Annotated in this window: 9 protein-coding genes and 1 pseudogene; 3 read left to right on the top strand and 7 right to left on the bottom strand. The window is 41.7% G+C overall.

The window, feature by feature from the left end; translation table 11 throughout:
• Positions 1-57: 57 nt before the first annotated feature.
• The gene (locus AC1HJP_RS06905; protein WP_480361178.1) at positions 58-444 is read left to right on the top strand and encodes a hypothetical protein; all 387 of its coding nucleotides are present in this window, start codon (positions 58-60) and stop codon (positions 442-444) included.
• A 190-nt stretch (positions 445-634) separates the two neighbouring features.
• Here the strand turns inward: AC1HJP_RS06905 and AC1HJP_RS06900 are convergent, their stop codons facing one another.
• Positions 635-6,130, bottom strand: coding sequence for a collagenase (locus AC1HJP_RS06900; protein ID WP_480361177.1), 5,496 nt, complete (start codon positions 6,128-6,130; stop codon positions 635-637).
• A gap of 397 nt (positions 6,131-6,527) precedes the next feature.
• Positions 6,528-7,256, bottom strand: a complete 729-nt coding sequence (locus AC1HJP_RS06895; protein ID WP_480361176.1) for a substrate-binding periplasmic protein — start codon at positions 7,254-7,256, stop codon at positions 6,528-6,530.
• Between the two features lie 410 nt (positions 7,257-7,666).
• Between AC1HJP_RS06895 and AC1HJP_RS06890 the strand changes: the two genes are divergently transcribed.
• A complete protein-coding gene (locus AC1HJP_RS06890; protein ID WP_480361175.1) occupies positions 7,667-8,434 on the top strand; it encodes an NBR1-Ig-like domain-containing protein in 768 nt (255 codons plus the stop codon).
• A 44-nt stretch (positions 8,435-8,478) separates the two neighbouring features.
• Here the strand turns inward: AC1HJP_RS06890 and AC1HJP_RS06885 are convergent, their stop codons facing one another.
• The 5 genes and pseudogenes from AC1HJP_RS06885 to AC1HJP_RS06865 all read right to left on the bottom strand — a co-directional run bounded on the left by AC1HJP_RS06885 (position 8,479) and on the right by AC1HJP_RS06865 (position 13,840).
• Positions 8,479-9,018: a cytochrome b gene (locus AC1HJP_RS06885; protein ID WP_480361174.1), complete on the bottom strand. Its 540-nt coding sequence runs from the start codon at positions 9,016-9,018 to the stop codon at positions 8,479-8,481.
• A gap of 130 nt (positions 9,019-9,148) precedes the next feature.
• Positions 9,149-9,946 carry a LytR/AlgR family response regulator transcription factor gene (locus AC1HJP_RS06880; protein ID WP_480361173.1) on the bottom strand — a complete coding sequence of 266 codons (798 nt, stop codon included), beginning with the start codon at positions 9,944-9,946 and terminating at the stop codon, positions 9,149-9,151.
• A gap of 145 nt (positions 9,947-10,091) precedes the next feature.
• Positions 10,092-11,239: pseudogene (gene yiaY, locus AC1HJP_RS06875) on the bottom strand (L-threonine dehydrogenase).
• A 172-nt stretch (positions 11,240-11,411) separates the two neighbouring features.
• Positions 11,412-12,281, bottom strand: a complete 870-nt coding sequence (locus AC1HJP_RS06870) for an MBL fold metallo-hydrolase (protein WP_480361234.1) — start codon at positions 12,279-12,281, stop codon at positions 11,412-11,414.
• A 158-nt stretch (positions 12,282-12,439) separates the two neighbouring features.
• Positions 12,440-13,840, bottom strand: a complete 1,401-nt coding sequence (locus AC1HJP_RS06865; RefSeq protein WP_480361172.1) for a PhoH family protein — start codon at positions 13,838-13,840, stop codon at positions 12,440-12,442.
• 349 nt (positions 13,841-14,189) lie between these two features.
• Between AC1HJP_RS06865 and rapA the strand changes: the two genes are divergently transcribed.
• A complete protein-coding gene (gene rapA / locus AC1HJP_RS06860; RefSeq protein WP_480361171.1) occupies positions 14,190-17,084 on the top strand; it encodes an RNA polymerase-associated protein RapA in 2,895 nt (964 codons plus the stop codon).
• Positions 17,085-17,105: the final 21 nt, after the last annotated feature.

Genomic DNA, 17,105 nt, shown 5'->3' with positions numbered 1-17,105 from the left:
TTGGTTTAGACCTGCTTAAGTGATAGATTTTATGTATACAATATTCAGAGGTGTCGTATGAATAAAATTGTCATTCCTATTGCGTTAATGGCGGTGTCTAGCATCATTATTTTCACGCATAATTCTCAACCAGAAGAAGCACCATTAAAACCTTCTGTATTAACTAGTCAGCATAAGGAAAATGCGCCACCCAGCTCACTACCAACACAAAGTACTGAGTTCAAGCAACCAATTACTGCGATGGCGCACAAAACACCTGATTTTCAGGCACCTGCAATGAAAGCAGCACCAGTTAGCCCTAATATTTCTGCCCCCCCATTGCAACCGGACCATCAAACTAGAAGTCGTCATGGCCATAACGAAAAGCTTGAGCACGGCCATGAACACCATCAAAGGCCTAAAACACATAATGGTAAAATACCGCCAACCGGCGCTAATTTTTAAATACAAACTAAGCAAAAAAGAAAGCATATGCTTTCTTTTTTTATGTCTGTTTTTACTGCCCTTACTTCGTTGAAACTTAATTTAATTGCGGGCTTCCTTAGATAAAATGCTAAAAACAAAAAAGCCACTCTTGCGAGTGGCTTTAGGGACGTATCAAATAATGAAACTGATTTTTACTTCTGTTGAAGGGTTACTCAACAATCTCCACGGTCATCTTGGCGCCGCCAAATTGACCGTCAAGAGAGAAGTAGTGCCAGTGTTCATTGGCATCGATTTGTAGGTCAATCGATTCTGTATTGCCGTGACCACCTGATTTGGCTGTGTAGTCACTGCGTGTTGGCCAGTTACCACCTTTGTATAGGATATCTAGGTTACCCCAACCACCTTGTGTGGTAATACGCAGCGTTAACGGCTCTGAGCCTGAATTGGCAAACACAAAGTTTGCGCTTGATGTACTTGGTGAAATGCATTCAACCACAGTTACACCTTTTTTCATTTCGTTATTGCTTGAGTCATATGCGTTTGCTGCATCGGTTGCCAAACATGGCGTGAAATCGGTACCAATCGTTTCTGGCTCGCCCGCCCAGTTACCTAATTCACCAGAGTTTACAGCCACTGAATCGTCCGGGCCTTTTTCAACAATACCGCTTACGCCTTCAGCTAATGACGCAACCCAATTTGCAAACTCATTGTCATAACGTGCTCCAATCTCATCCATGTATTGCTGATAAGCTTGATACTCGCCGTTACGTAAGTAGGTTAGGATTTGTGCCACATCACTTGAATGACGCTCATGCATGAATCGTACGGCTAAATAACCCCAGCGATAGATGCGTTCTTGGCCAGACTCATAGGTGTTTGTGAAAATAGTAGACAGTGCTACATTGCCCGCTTTACCAACATTGATTGCGTGGTTATAGCCGTCTTGATATGCAATGTACTCACCTAAGCCTTCTGTCCACCAAGTTGTAGCAGCGGTTAAGCCCTGTGCAAAGTCACCGTATAAATCAAAGCGACCATCTAAATAGTGAACATACTCGTGTTGTAGGTTCCATACATGGAAGTAGTCATCACCATTTTGTTCATAAGCAATAAAACGCGCTTGGTTATTCGGATCATTCGGTGCACCTTCTAAATACATACCGCCATTGTTGGTATCCATGTTAAAGAATGTACCTGCATAGTCGCGATAATCTTCTGACGAGTTGAAAATAACCAGTTCCAGTGCATCGTTATAGTCATCTGCCACAGGGATGTTGTACGTCTTTAATACATTGTGGAAGTGCGCTTCTTGCTGACCTAATACTTCACAGATCCACTGAGCTTGATCGTTATACATCTGCTGAGCACGGATCTTTAATGTATCTGAACACTGATAGTTAAACTTTAAGGTTTCTTTTTCTAAGTAATATGCAAAGCCACAGATGTCATAGTAACCACAATCTTGACGGTCAAATGTATCTGCCATGCTGCCTGCTTTTACCCATAACGGCGCGGTTTCATCATACTGACTGGTTGATGCCAAAATGTTCTTAACCATTGGCTTAACCTGATCTTTTAATGACGGCACACTTAAGAAACGCGCAAGCTCATTCACCACATTTTTAATGAAGTAGTTATCGTCTGCTTGCAGTAAATAACGATTATCACGTTGGAAGCGATACATGGTATCTAGTAAACGGCCATCTTGCATACGCGCGATGAAATCTGCATCACCATTTGGCGCTGCTTGTGAAGCACGGAAAAACGCGGTCATCATGGCATTAGCAGCCGCCATTCGGCTTCGCTTAGCCGCCCATGTTTCATCAAACATCTCTAAAATATTGATGTAGTTATCGTAGAATGGCGCACGGATCTCAGCTGAGTCAGTCAGCGTTAATAGCTCTTGTAATGCCAATGCTTGGTCGTTTGACTCACCGTAAATGCCAGCGCTTGCAAATAAATCCTGCATTGCCGCTTTTAGGTTTACTTCAATAGATGAAGAGTATGCAGGCACAAGATCTGGATTAAAGAACTGTACAAATAACCCACCACGTAAGAAGTAAATTAAGCCTTGTACTTTATAGGCATTATACTCATCAATAGTACGCGCTTGACGACGTAACTCACTGATCACCGACATCATATTAGATTCGCTGAATAAGTATCTTGCCTGACCCGATTTAATGTTGAATACGGCACCCACATGTTGCGGGTTAGACGCCATAATACGCTCAACCAAAGCCTGACCATCTAGGCCTAAGAAGCGAGACTCATCTTCAGGTAAGCCATCATTTAACTCTGGGTGATTATTTACAAATGGGTCATTTGGATCGGTTGGTGTTGGATCTGAGTTGCCACCACCTTGCTCATTACTTTGCACTAAGGCATGGAATGTCACACCAGTAAATTGGCCATCAAGCTGAAGCATGATCTGTTGACCTGCATTGGCAGTAAACTGAACTGATTGAGATGTACCCGCATTGGTACTCGATAAATCAGCTGCAGCAGACGTCGGCCAAGCATTACTTTCATTGTTCACATATAAGTTTACATTACCTTCACCGCCCATAAGACCGATGGTAACGGTTGAAGCATCCCAAGGTACTGTCATTGTGAAGTACTTAGGTGCTGAGCCCGTCATACAAACTTTTTCATTTATTGCGATGTCATAGGCACTGTTTGTTTCAGTATTTGGACAGTTCGCAATTGGCGCCCAAGGGTTTTCACCTGTACCAGAACCTGTGTCTGTACCAGAGCCATTATCTGTGCCAGAGCCATTATCTGTGCCAGAGCCATTGTCTGTGCCAGAACCATTGTCTGTGCCAGAACCATTGTCTGTGCCAGAACCAGTGTCTGTACCAGAACCTGTGTCTGTACCAGAACCAGTGTCTGTGCCAGAACCGTTGTCTGTGCCAGAATCTGTCGTTGGTAGCATAGCTTGCGTGATCACATAATCACTGTTTAGCTCAGTGAGCGCCGCCACACCTAAACAGGTATTTTGACTATCCATAACTGCCATACGGTCGCCTTGAGACCAAAAATCAGCGCTATATACTTCGCCGTTACTCAAGGTTGCATATGGGTTAGCTAAATCCGCAGCACCTGTTGCTGGGTTCACCCAGTACAAAGTCACAGGCTCAGCATACGGGTTAGTGATTGAAACACTTGCTTTTGCCGTGCCGCGCTCATAAGTGGTCAATAACTCACAACCAGAGAATACACCTGCAACAGGGTCTGGTAGTACGCCTGGTGCAACCGCGTCGGTGTTTGCAACCATCCAATTGATAAAGTCATCATTATGGTCTGTCGCAATTTGACCCAGTAGTGTTTCAAACTGCGTGCTGTCACTTAACTTCAATGCATTTGAAAGCGCCAAAACACTTTGTTTATGGTTTTCAGCCAAGTAACGCATGGTTAAGTAGCTCCATGGATACAAATTATCAAATCCATATTCCATGAATAAAATGCTGCGCAGTGACGGAACAGTCTTACCTGCAATGGCATCAAAGTTACGCTTGTTATACTGACCTTTGGTTAAGAACTCAGCCCACCCTTCGGCCCAAGAAACCGTATTATTATGGTGTGCGAACATGCCATATAAGTTGTAACGTCCATCTAAATAGTGAACGTATTCATGTTCTAAGTTATAAACTTCACCTGCGGTGTCACATGAAAAGCCAACCCAGCTTTGTGGACATTGCATTGCATGGAAACGCGGAATATTGCCCGCTACACTTGGGTCGCCTTCAAGGTAAATGCCACCATTATTGGTATTATGACCAAAGAATTGATAACCATAGGCTTCATAGTCTTCAGGCGTTGCATAGACAATCACTTCAAGTTTGGTGTTGTTATCATTACTCACCGGCTGCATATTGGTATTAAAGAACTGGTGGAAATTCGTGCCTACATCAGCCATTTTGCTACATGCTGTTGCAAGTTGCTGGTTTGTCATTGCTTGTGCACGAATGGTGATAGCATCATTACACTGATAAGTAATGGTTAAAATATCTTCCACCTTTTTAGGCACCGCGCAATAACCATTCAGTGCATCGCTACTGTCACAGCTGCGGTTTACGGTTTCAAGGTAGCTTTCTGTGATTTTCTTCTTCACTTCTTCTGCATCAACTTGTGCCGATGTCACGTCGAAGATTTCTTTTACGATACTATCAATACGAGCCTGAACAGCAGGTTCTGCTAGGTTTGCAACATGGCCTAACGCTAAAAACTCGTGCGGCATGATCCACATGCGATCTGCATCTGCATTCCAGCGCATATCTAAGCCTGTTTCGCCTAGTGCATAACTACGAAGCACAGACATCACGGCAAGCATATGCTCATTAAATGCCGCTTTAATTACCGCGTTTTGCTTACCAATGTAAGCTAAATCATAAAATGCTTTTAAGATTTGATTGGTGCTATAGCCAAAATTGTCGTTTACATATGGGTTAGATAAACCCGCATAAAACTGAGTCAGTGCCATTAAATGTGGTAATTGCTCAGTAATAAACTGTGCGCCTTCGGCTGTGGTTAAATTAATTAAAGCAGTTGCATAGCTTTCATGGATTAAGCCTGCTGGCGCACCTGTGGTATAAAACTCCGTCATCATGGCAACCGCATGAAGCGCGTCACTGATTAACTTAGCATCAGCTTGGCTAAACTGAGTAAAGTCGCCATTTGCCGCAAAATTACGTAAAAAATACAGTAAGGTATCTAGGTCTTTGTCTTTTATATTATCTTGCTGTGCAAGGAAATGAATGGCTTTAGCGACATCAGAGACTACACCTGGAGAGTTTGCTGAAATCTCGCTCCACTGCGCCCAAGTAGAGGCAATGATCTGCTCAACGTCTGCACTAAATTCTGCTTTTGAATTAATCGCTGCAGCCGGTATAGACACGACTACTGGTTCTACAACCACAAAGTCAGCTGTTGCAGGATCTGTTGGGTTTACTGGATCTGGGGTTGCAGTACCTGTTTTAACAGAGAAGTTCACCCCGTCATTTTGGCCCATAACGCTGACGTAAAACAAACCTTTATTAGCTGTCACTTTTAGTGTTTCATTCGTGCCTGCATTCACAGATGATGCAGTATAGCTGCTACGTGTTGCCCAGCCATCACGATTTACAAAGATATCCGCTTCGCCTTCACCGCCCTGAGTTTCAATTGTTAGCTCAGTGTTGTCTTCTGGTACGTCAACATAATAATAAAGACCATTACCGCCTATACATAACGCTTCATTCAAGGCTATTTCGCCACTTTGTTGTCTTGCTTCAAGGCATTTATCTGTAGCCGGTTGTTCATCTAACGTTGCTTTAGTCAAAGACAGCTGTACTTGCTCATGAAGCCCAAACACGCTGATATACAAACGACCTTTATTTGCTGTAATTTTTAAAGAGTCGTTTGTGCCCGCTTCTTGTGTCCGCGCAATGTGGGAGCTAGAAGTTGCCCAACTTCCTGTGTTTACGAGAATATCGGCCTCGCCAGTGCCACCAGAAGTGGAAATGTTAAGTGGTGTGCCATCCTGCTCAATATCTACATAGAAATAAAGTCCATTTCCTGAAATACACTCAGCTTGACCAAGTGTTAAAGCATTGCCTGTTGTTGTCGTTGCACCGCACATAGCGGCTGCAGAGGCGTAAGTTGGTAAGGTAGAAACAGCTAATAAGCTTGCTCCTACAAACAACTTTTTAGATTTATACATCATACTTCTACTTCCAGATAATCAATTACTACCATTGCGTTGGAAACGGATTAAGCCAATAACCAGCTGATCTGACGCAAAAAAAAGACTGACTCAAGTTGCACGAAAGTCAGTCCAAAATACAACAAAGAATATTGTATGCAATAAATTCTAATTACATTTACAAATTTGTAAACTAAATGAATCTTTTATTACAACAACCAACATAAAACCCCACTTAAGCAAAGAAGCTAATAAACTGTTTTAAATAGATTTAAATTAAAAAAGTAGAATGTGAAACTTTGTAAACAAAGAAATATTTCCATCGAAAAAGCTATCTAACTGAAACTGGTAGAACCAGGCTGTAAGCATATTTTTCTCTGTAAAAAAAATAACATGCATACTAAATGCAATTTAAAATTTACTGCTGTATTAATAGACTAGGGTCAATAGACCATTTGTTGGCTAATGAAAGGTAGGCGTCGGAATTTAAATATTGCTGTAATGCATGATCAAAATGGACTTTGACAGCATTCTCTTTAATAAGAAGTCCATAAGCAGTGAGCGGAAAGATCCGGTGAATATCAACCTCAAGTTCATGAAACTTATTGAAGTAATTAAATATATTGATATCCATTACTAAGACTTGAACCTTATTCTTTCTGAGCATGTGTAATTGCAGAGATTGGTCTGATAATTCGGTGTATTGGCTCGACTTTGAGACTGCTTGGTTAAAAGTGTCTCCTAAAATCGTTTTAGCATTTAAAAAGGTAGCGATAGAAAAGTGCTCTAGGTCATTGATTGACCCAAGCTTTAAATCTGCGCTTTTTAAAGTCACTGCGACATTCTGATATTGAATATAGGGCAGACTAAGCTTGCCTGATTCTCTATACAAAGCGACACTGGCTGTAGTCATAGCATCTATGTTTCTAACATCTAGAATTTTAATTGACCGACCATAGGGGGCGATAACAAATTCATGCTTATTCACTACCTTGTCTAGTACAGCACTTAATAGCTCTATTTCAAACCCTGTTTTGGCTCGTTGTAAAGAGTACGGCGGTCTATCAATACCTGTTACAACATTAAATGGCTTAGCCAATGAGCAGGTCGATATAATTAATAGGAAAACAAGACATACTCGTCTCATTATGTCGCCTCTAAAAAAGAAGTTTTATTAAGTATAATCGACACCTACAACTTCGAGAGGTTTTATAACTAATCTACTCACTCAATAAAGCTCATTGCTTTACCTCATTTCTCCGCGCTTGGCACTTTTCACATAGCCGTTCATTACTCTGTTTTGGTTTAAATATCAGAGTACACTCTTCACATGTTCGACTAGACGTGACTAGATAAAACCAAAAATTCTTTAACCATTTCATTGTCTTAAATTTCTTATTTGGCGTTGGGGCTAGGGTTATTGTTATGCTTTATAAGTATTTTGTATTACAAAAGTCCTACAACATACTCTATGCCTTGCTTTTTTTATGTACAATGGAAAAAATGTCTCAGAGACAAAAAACTTAAAGTACTAAAAAGTCCCAAAAAGGAATAAACATGACACCACTCAGACGCCAGATAAAACGTGTCTCGGAGACAAAAGGACTAACCATAAAACAAATAGTTAACCTATGCGAATGCAGCCGCTCTCATTTTTACAAAGTACTTGATGGTCAACGTACACCCAGTGAAAGCCTGCAAAATAAATTAATGGCCGTTTTAGAGATAAGCGAAGAAGAATTTGTAGTGTTGTTGCAAGCAAATAAAGCTGATGAACAAAGAAAAGTATCGACTAACAGTAATAATCTTAACGCTGTTAGGCTGCGCGCTATAGTGAATAAATTGAAGCCTGAGACTTTACCTAGCTATGTGGTATGGCTAGTTAGCTTGATCTGCTTAATAGCGTCGCCATATTATTTTTATGCTTATATTTCAGATGGTGAGAATGAAAAAATAAAACTAAAAACCGGCTTTGCAACCAAGTTTATTAAAGACGTCACTATTCCAGATGGTACACCTATCCCTATTAACACGCGTTTTACTAAAACTTGGCGGGTGCAAAATATTGGCACCGTGCCTTGGAAAGAAAAACATTTAAAACGTATGACGCCTCAGGACCCTAACTTATGCTACTCAAGAGATAGCATTCCCCTGCCTACAGTAGAATCTGGTGAAATCATAGATATTTCTATTGAGTTCACTACGCCAAAATACCCAGGTACCTGTCGGACCGATTGGAAAATGGTCGATACGAATGAAAATTTAATCTTTCCAGACAAACAAGGGCTTTACAGTATTGTGCATGTGGTCGAAGAGAAGCTTTAACTTCAACCACATAAATAAAGCTAAGGTTAAAGCTCTCCATTTAATTAAGCACGACCGAGCATACGTAGTAGCGTCGCATCTTTGTCAAAGATGTGATGTTTCATCGCACCTAGTACATGTAATGCAATGAGCCCAGTTAACGCGTAAGCAATGTAAGAGTGTGCAACTTTAGCAACCACAAAAATAGTCTCATTGAAAGGTACTGCGCCATTCTCTGTATAGTTGTTTGGCACTAAAGTCAGGCCAAACACATCAATACCGTATCCGCCAAAGCCTGAGTAAAGCATGCCGCTTACTGGCATAAGAAGCGTACCTAATAATAAACCCCAATGGGCGTAGTGAATGACTTTATTTAGCGCCTCAGACGCATTGTCCTCAGCAGGTAAAAAGCCTTTTTTAATGCGGTAAATCGCACGCGGTAATACAAGTAAGAGCGCGATAACACCTAACGCTTTGTGGATAGGATATAAAGACCATACTTCCCAATTCACCATGTAATAACCCACACTAATCAAACCTAGCATAGTAAATGCAACAGACCAGTGTAGTAACCGAGTCGTTGGAGTAAGCGACGGCTTATTCATATTGTTTTCTCCTCAGAATTTTGATGATGAAAACTATATAAAATCGATGTTCCTTAACCCAGCGCTATGTGACGAATCCAATAGATTTGGGACAAAAAGTGATTCATCCATTCGTCCCTAGCCTTTATTTTTAAAGGCCTAAAAGCAATTTAGTTGTTGAACGGTTGCTTTTACTGACAGGCACTTCAATATCGTTATTAAGCACTAATAGGCCATGCCCAGAGCGCGCATTGATGAGCTTTTCACTATGCGATAGATTGACAAGATAAGAGCGATGGCAGCGATAGAATGTTTTTGCAGGCAAGCTGCTTTCAAGCTCCTTCATGGTTGTGCGTACAAGCGACATACCTTGCTTGGTATGTAACTCAACATAATTGCCCGCGGCTTTTGCAAAATAAATATCTGCTAACGCAATATCAAACTCTTCTATTTGCAATCTTTTTAACTCTGTTTGTTCTTCAGTTTTTTGATTAACAAATAAGCGGGACGCTTGGGCAACTGAGATGCTACTTTGTACCCGATTTACATCGACAAACCGGCTTTTAAAATGCACCAAAGTGACTATGGCCAAATAAGCAATAACATGTTTATGCCAGTTATAAAAAAGGCTTTCTTGCCAAGTCATTTGCTCAATAAACACATCTAAACCGGTGTTAACCATTAATACACAAGCAAGAGAGATCATACCAACCAGCATCAACTGCTTTAATTGCATGCTGCGTTGTAAAGCAAAGCAAATAAACGGCGTGATCAACAACCAGATCCCAAATTCTTGTAGCGACCAAAGGATCGATGAATGTATATCAACCCGCTGTTTAGCAATAAATAAACTATGCACCGTGCAGTTTAAGCACACCAGACACAGCATGACTATCCAACCTAATGTGAGTAATTGATAGTCTTTAAGCTTTACAATTTTACTAAACATAGCTTGACCCTAGCTTACAAATGACAACATAAAGCATAAGGATAAAAAATCCTCAGCTAAAAGTAAAAGCGAACCCCAAAAACAAAAAAGCCTTGATAAATTTATCAAGGCTTCGACATCTAAAAAGCAAATTCGTTCTTTTTAATTACATTGCAGCACGGAAGATTTCTGAAATCTCTTCTGCTGTAGCCTGAATTGGGTTGGTAAAACCACAGGCATCTTTCAATGCATTTTCAGTTAAAGTTGGAATGTCATCAGCTTTGGCACCTAGCTGCTCAATACCAGAAGGAATACCTACATCAGCCGCTAATTTAACGATGGCATCAATCGCCGCTTCAGCGCCCTGTTCTGCAGTCAATGAACTTACATCGACACCCATGGCTTTTGCCACATCCGTTAGTCGCTCTGGGCAAGCTTTGGCATTAAAGCGCTGTACATGAGGTAACAAAATTGCGTTACATACGCCATGTGGCAAGTCGTAAAAACCACCTAATTGGTGTGCCATGGCATGCACATAACCAAGTGATGCATTATTAAATGCCATCCCCGCCATAAACTGTGCATAAGCCATTTGCTCACGCGCTTCAATGTTTTCGCCGTTTTGCACAGCTTCACGCAGGTTGGCTTGAATTAATTCAATGGCTTTAATTGCAACTGCATCTGTAATTGGCGTCGCTGCAATTGATACATACGCTTCAATGGCATGTGTCAGTGCATCCATACCCGTTGCAGCTGTCAATGACGCTGGTTTTGCTAACATCAGTTCTGGGTCGTTTACTGAAATAAGCGGCGTAGTATGTTTATCAACAATCGCCATTTTTATGTGGCGCGCTTCATCGGTAATGATACAGAAGCGCGTCATTTCTGATGCCGTTCCTGCTGTGGTGTTAATTGCTATCAGCGGTAACATCGGCTTTGCAGACTGATCAACGCCTTCATAGTCAGCAATTTTTCCGCCATTAGCGGCAACTAGTGCGATACCTTTTGCACAATCATGCGGAGAGCCCCCCCCAGTGAAATAACAAAATCACATTGGTTGTCAGATAAGATGCTTAACCCTTGTTCAACATTGCCAATGGTTGGATTTGGTTGCGTGCCATCAAAAACAGCCGTTTGCACGTCACGTTCAGTTAATAAAGCTTGCACTTGAGCCACAACACCAATTTTATTTAATACTTGGTCGGTAACGATAAGGCCCTTTTTAAAACCTTGTGCTTGAATGCTGTCGGCGGCATCCTTCAAACAACCTGCACCCATAAGATTTACTGTTGGAATATAAAACGCTGAAGTCATAATGTGAATTTCCCATTCAATTAGATTTGATCTCTTACTACTGTTTTGAGTGTGGCAGGGTACAAAGAAAAATAATTGATCTAAAACAAGGTTTTAAATTTAGGGACGTAAACTTTAGTCGTAGTGATTATAAAACATACCCATCCTGATGGATGGGTATGTTTTATTTTATTTAATGACTGTGGATTGGCGCACTCAAGCTTCTATAAAACAAAGTGGTCACTCGCTCTTCTGGTAACCAATTTGAATAAGTTAAATTCAACACTGACAGCGGCTTTGCAGCAAGCACCTCTTCAAGCGATTTTCCACCGCTCATTGCTGATACCATGGCACTTTTAGCTTGTAATAGTAATGCTCGATACGCTTCGAGTGCCTGCTTGTCAGTAACTGGGCCGTGACCTGGGATCACTTTAGTATCGCTATCTATTCTTGATAAGGTTTGCTCTACCGCGTTTATCACCCCATCGAGAGAACCACCACTGTCGACATCTACAAAAGGTAAACTGCCTAAATTAAAGAAAATATCTCCCATGTGTACTGCATTGGCATTCTTGTAAAAAATAACAGCATCGCCATCTGTGTGAGCATGAGCGTAGTGCCAAAGCTGCGCATGCTCATTGTTAAAATGAAGCGTCATATCTTGGCTGAAACTTAAAACAGGCAGATATTTAGACCCTTTACCATGCTTTTCTTTCAAACGGCTATAAACATTATGATGAGCAATGACATGACTCCCTGCTTTGGCAAAGTTCTCATTTCCACCAGTGTGATCGCCATGGTGATGTGTGTTAATCACAAACTCAGGCGCACCAGGTTTTAACTGACTAATTTGTTTTTTGATGTCATCACTGAGCTTGGCAAATTGGTCGTCTACTAAGTAAATGCCATCATCGCCCGTGCTAATGGCAATGTTACCGCCTCGTCCATAAAGCACATGTAGGTTTTCAGACAATGCCTCTAGCTTAAATTTGACGTTTGCGATGCTTGTAAACGACGCGCTGAGTAAAGACGCCCCGATTAATATCGATAATGTTTTCATGATGACTCTCAGTTTTCGTTATTATTAACTGCTTATATACCCAAACTTCCTGTATCAAAATATAGCTACGAAATAAAAACATAAAAGGATTGATTAAACCCAATCATAAAAAAATGCCCACCTAGGTGAGCATTGATTTGAATAGAAAAGATTTAATTTAGCTATAAATTTTCTTCGGCAAATGACGCCAAACGACTTCTCACCACACCGTTAAGATTGATGGTGGCGCTACCTTCAAAATGTTTAAACCGCTCAACTAAGTAAGTCAAACCCGAGGTCACTGGGGTCAGATAATTACTGTCTATTTGTGCCAAATTACCCGTACAAATGAGCTTTGTGCCTTCACCACATCGGGTAATAATGGTCTTTAACTGCGAAGCAGTTAAGTTTTGGCTTTCGTCCAAAATCACCACTGCATTTTGGATACTGCGGCCTCGCATAAAGTTTACTGACTTAAATTGAATGTTAGCCTTTTCCATAATGTAGTTTCGGCTTGAAATGGGGCTTTCATCATTTTTATGTAGCACTTCAAGGGTATCGGTAATAGCCGCAAGCCAAGGTGCCATTTTCTCTTCTTCTGTGCCGGGAAGAAAACCTATACTCTCTGCGATTTCAGGAGTATTACGAGTGACAATAACCTTGTCATAAACCTTCTTCTCAATCACCATCTCCAACGCACAGGCCAAAGCAAGGAGTGTTTTACCGCAACCGGCTGGGCCTGTCAGAATGACCAGTTCTATTTCAGGGTCTAATAAAGCATCAAGTGCCATGCCTTGATAAATATTTTTCGGTGAAACGCCCCAAGCTTGTTGATGCATAAGGCGCTCAACTCCGAGATCTTTGAGGGTAATATGTTTTTCGTCATACCCCACCACTCGCGCTGCAAAGTGATCGGTTTCATCAACGATGTACTCATTGCTGAAAACGTCTTCAATGCGCTCTTTAGGAATATGATGCAGCGTGTAGCGCCCTTGCTGCTCTGAGCTACATTCGCCAACACTTTGCCAAAAATCACCTTGGAACTTTTTAAACCCAGAACTGAGCAATTTAATATCGTCAATGAGTTGGTCTGTTCGATAGTCTTCTACAAACTTCAGTCCGGCCCCTTTTGCTTTGAGGCGCATGTTAATGTCCTTGGTGACCAGCACAACCTTGGTACTTTTATGTTGCTGCTGTAAATGAATGGCACAGTTAATGATTCTGTGGTCGTTTTCATTACCCGGTAGACCAGAGACATTATCAGGAAATAAATGGTCGTTGATGATCACAAGGCGACCACAATTATCTGAGTTATTCTCACCAGTTGTATTAGGGAGCTTCACCCCTTCTAACATTTGTTCTGGTGAGGCATCTCTTAAAATATCTTCAAGACCGCGTATAGCAACACGTGCATCACGGCTTACATCACGTTTTCTATCCTTAATATGATCAAGCTCTTCTAACACTGTCATGGGGACGACTACATCATGTTCTTGGAAAGAGAGGTATGCGAGGGGTTCGTGGAGTAGTACGTTAGTGTCGAGCACGTACATTTTTTTATCGACATCTTGAGCTTTTACCATAGCATCTTCCTATCGTTGCATTGATACCGCGACAGCCATGGCTTTTGATGACGTTGCCATCAAAAACTCATGGCCACACTGTAAGTTTAGCCTATCTGTCATAAAAGTCTGTTTTATGACAGAAATAGATTGTGTTTATCTTTAAGGCATAAATTTTGTTCAAAACAAAGCTCAATACACTGCTCAATTCCCTTCACTAAATCAGAAGATTTCGACTATCTTAAAAGGCAGTGATTTATCTGCGCGCTACTGGATCCTCAAAAGCATAAAATTGCCTGAGAAACAAGATTGAATAGGCCCTTGCTTACGGTTAACATAGCCGCCTTTTTTCTGCTAAGTCGAGACAAACATGAATTTTTCCTTAGGTCAGCGCTGGATCAGTGATACTGAATCAGATTTAGGATTAGGTACCATCGTAGCTTTAGAGGGGCGACAGCTTACGATTTTATTCCCTGCCAGTGGAGAAAACCGCGTTTACTCAGTACAAGAAGCTCCGGTTACCCGTGTAATTTTTAATCCCGGTGATGTTATTCGCAGTGTCGAAGAGTGGGAACTAGAGGTAGAAACCGTTGAAGAACAAAATGGCATTCTGAGCTATCACGGTATTCGCCTCGATACAGAAGAAAAAACCACGCTAAAAGAAACGTTTTTAGACCACTTTATTAAGTTTAATAAGCCACAAGATCGCTTATTCGCAGGTCAAATTGACAGATTCGACCGTTATACGTTGCGCTATAACACATGGCAGCACCAGTTCACCCGTCAGCAATCGCATTTAAAAGGTTTAATTGGCCAACGTGCCAGCCTTATTCCACACCAGTTGTACATCGCAGATGAAGTGGGCCAACGTCACGCGCCACGCGTTTTACTTTCAGATGAAGTAGGTTTAGGTAAAACCATCGAAGCGGGCATGATTTTACATCAACAAATTTTAACTGGCCGTGCTAGTCGCGTTTTAATCGTTGTGCCTGAAAACTTACAGCATCAATGGTTAGTTGAAATGATGCGTCGCTTCAACTTGTATTTCTCTATCTTCGACGAAGAACGTTGTGATGAAGCTTTTGCCGACTCTCCAAACGTATTTGAGACTGAGCAACTGGTATTAGTGAGTCTTGAGTTCATCACTAAAAAACGCCGCTGGTTTGAACAAGCCACTTTGGCTGATTGGGATCTATTGATCATCGATGAAGCCCACCACTTAACAGTAACTAAAGAAAAGCCAAGCACAGAATACCTGCGTATTGCAGAGCTGAGCCAAGATATTCCTGGCTTAATTCTTCTAACAGCAACGCCAGACCAACTAGGCCACTACAGTCACTTTGCTCGTCTGCAACTGTTAGACCCAGACCGCTTCTACGATTACGATGCTTTCGTTGAAGAAGAAAGCCACTATAAAGAAGTGGCTGATGCAGCTAACCAGCTTTTACAGCAAGGCGAGTTAGATGAAAAGAATCAGACGACTTTAAAGACCCTGTTAAAAGAAACTGACATCACGGAATTACTAGCCAAAGCGCAAAGCGGTGATGACGCAGCAAAGCAAGAAATCTTGTCGATGCTATTAGACCGACACGGTACAGGTCGTATCTTATTCCGTAATAGCCGCAGTGGTATTGATGGTTACCCAAGCCGTAAATTACATAGCTACCCGGTTGAGTTACCTAAGCAATACAAAACCGCTATGACTGTAATGGGTAATATGGGCGGCATTCAAACACCAGAAAAGTCTGCATTACGCGCCCTGTTTCCTGAAAAAATCTTCCAAGAGTTTGAAGGCGCTGGCAGTAGCTGGGCAGGTTTTGACCCTCGAGTTGAGTGGTTGATTGCCAAGCTCAAAGAGCTTAAGCACGAAAAGGTGTTGTTGATCTGTGCCGAAGCACAAACCGCAATTAGCCTTGAACAAATTTTACGTGAGCGCGAAGCCATTAAGTCAGCCGTTTTCCACGAAGGCATGAGCATTGTTGAACGTGACCGTGCAGCCGCTTACTTCGCCGACGAATACGACAGTGCGCAAGTATTACTCTGTTCTGAAATTGGTTCTGAAGGCCGTAACTTCCAATTCTCACATAACATTGTGTTGTTTGATTTACCGCTCAACCCAGACTTACTAGAGCAACGTATTGGTCGTCTTGACCGCATTGGTCAGAAGTTCGATATTAATATTCATGTGCCTTACTTTGAAAATACCGCTCAAGAAGTGTTATTGCGCTGGTACCATGAAGGCCTTGATGCATTCGAAACCACCAGCACAACAGGTCAGCTTCTTTACAAAGAGTTCAGCGATGACTTATTAGAGTTTATCAGTGAGCATAACTGTGACGAGGAAGAATTAGACCCGCTTTTAGAGCAAGCTGCGAAACAAAACTCACAACTACGTAAGCAAATGGAACAAGGCCGTGACCGTTTATTAGAGCTACACTCGAGTGGTCAAGGTAAATCAGATGCATTAGCCGCTGAAATTGAACAACTTGATGACGATGTTGTACTACCAGCTTACATGATAAATGTGTTTGATATGTTTGGTGTAAACCAAGAAGATAAAGGCGAAAATACCATTATCTTGAAGCCAACTGAGCATATGCTAAACCCATCTTTCCCGTGTTTACGTGATGAGGGCATTACAGTGACATTTGATCGTGCAACCTCTCTTTCTCAAGAAGATGCGCAGTTCATCAGTTGGGATCACCCTATGGTACAAGGCACCATGGACATGATCTGTGACGATGACTTTGGTTGTGCGTCTGTGGCACTACTGAAAAACAAAAAGCTACCTGCAGGTACCTTCTTTGTTGAGTTAATTTTTGTCGCTGAAGCCTCTGCACCAAAAGCGTTGCAGGTTGGTCGTTTCTTACCGCCAACACCTATTCGCGTATTACTTGATAAAGCAGGTAATAACCTAGCTGAGAATGTGGCCTTCGATGCATTCAACAACCAGCTTTCGGCAGTTGGTCGCCAAACGGGTAGTAAATTGGCAAATGCGTTACAAGCTGCGATCCACCCACTCATTAACAAAGCAAATGAACTAGCCGGAGCTGAGTTAGTGACGCTAAGGGCTGCGGCACAAGAGAAGATGCAAATGTCGTTAAACGAAGAGCAAGGTCGCCTTGAGGCACTTAAAGCCATCAACCCGAATATTCGTGATGAAGAAATTCAGGTGTTTGATAAGCAAAAAGCGCAGCTTGATGAATTTATTGAAAAAGCGCAATTGAAACTCGATGCGATCCGCTTAATTGTGGTATCTCACTAAATTCCCTGTGAGGTCAGTCAA

The sequence above is a fragment of the Pseudoalteromonas sp. NFXS53 genome, assembly GCF_056629255.1.
This window is presented reverse-complemented; position numbering and strand designations above follow the sequence as displayed.

Excerpts from the sequence above, each read along its gene's own strand:
- AC1HJP_RS06900 (WP_480361177.1), bottom strand. The coding sequence starts at position 6,130 with ATGATGTATAAATCTAAAAAGTTGTTTGTAGGAGCAAGCTTATTAGCT.
- AC1HJP_RS06895 (WP_480361176.1), bottom strand. The coding sequence starts at position 7,256 with ATGAGACGAGTATGTCTTGTTTTCCTATTAATTATATCGACCTGCTCA.
- AC1HJP_RS06885 (WP_480361174.1), bottom strand. The coding sequence starts at position 9,018 with ATGAATAAGCCGTCGCTTACTCCAACGACTCGGTTACTACACTGGTCT.
- AC1HJP_RS06890 (WP_480361175.1), top strand. The coding sequence starts at position 7,667 with ATGACACCACTCAGACGCCAGATAAAACGTGTCTCGGAGACAAAAGGA.
- AC1HJP_RS06880 (WP_480361173.1), bottom strand. The coding sequence starts at position 9,946 with ATGTTTAGTAAAATTGTAAAGCTTAAAGACTATCAATTACTCACATTA.
- AC1HJP_RS06865 (WP_480361172.1), bottom strand. The coding sequence starts at position 13,840 with ATGGTAAAAGCTCAAGATGTCGATAAAAAAATGTACGTGCTCGACACT.
- rapA (WP_480361171.1), top strand. The coding sequence starts at position 14,190 with ATGAATTTTTCCTTAGGTCAGCGCTGGATCAGTGATACTGAATCAGAT.
- AC1HJP_RS06905 (WP_480361178.1), top strand. The coding sequence starts at position 58 with ATGAATAAAATTGTCATTCCTATTGCGTTAATGGCGGTGTCTAGCATC.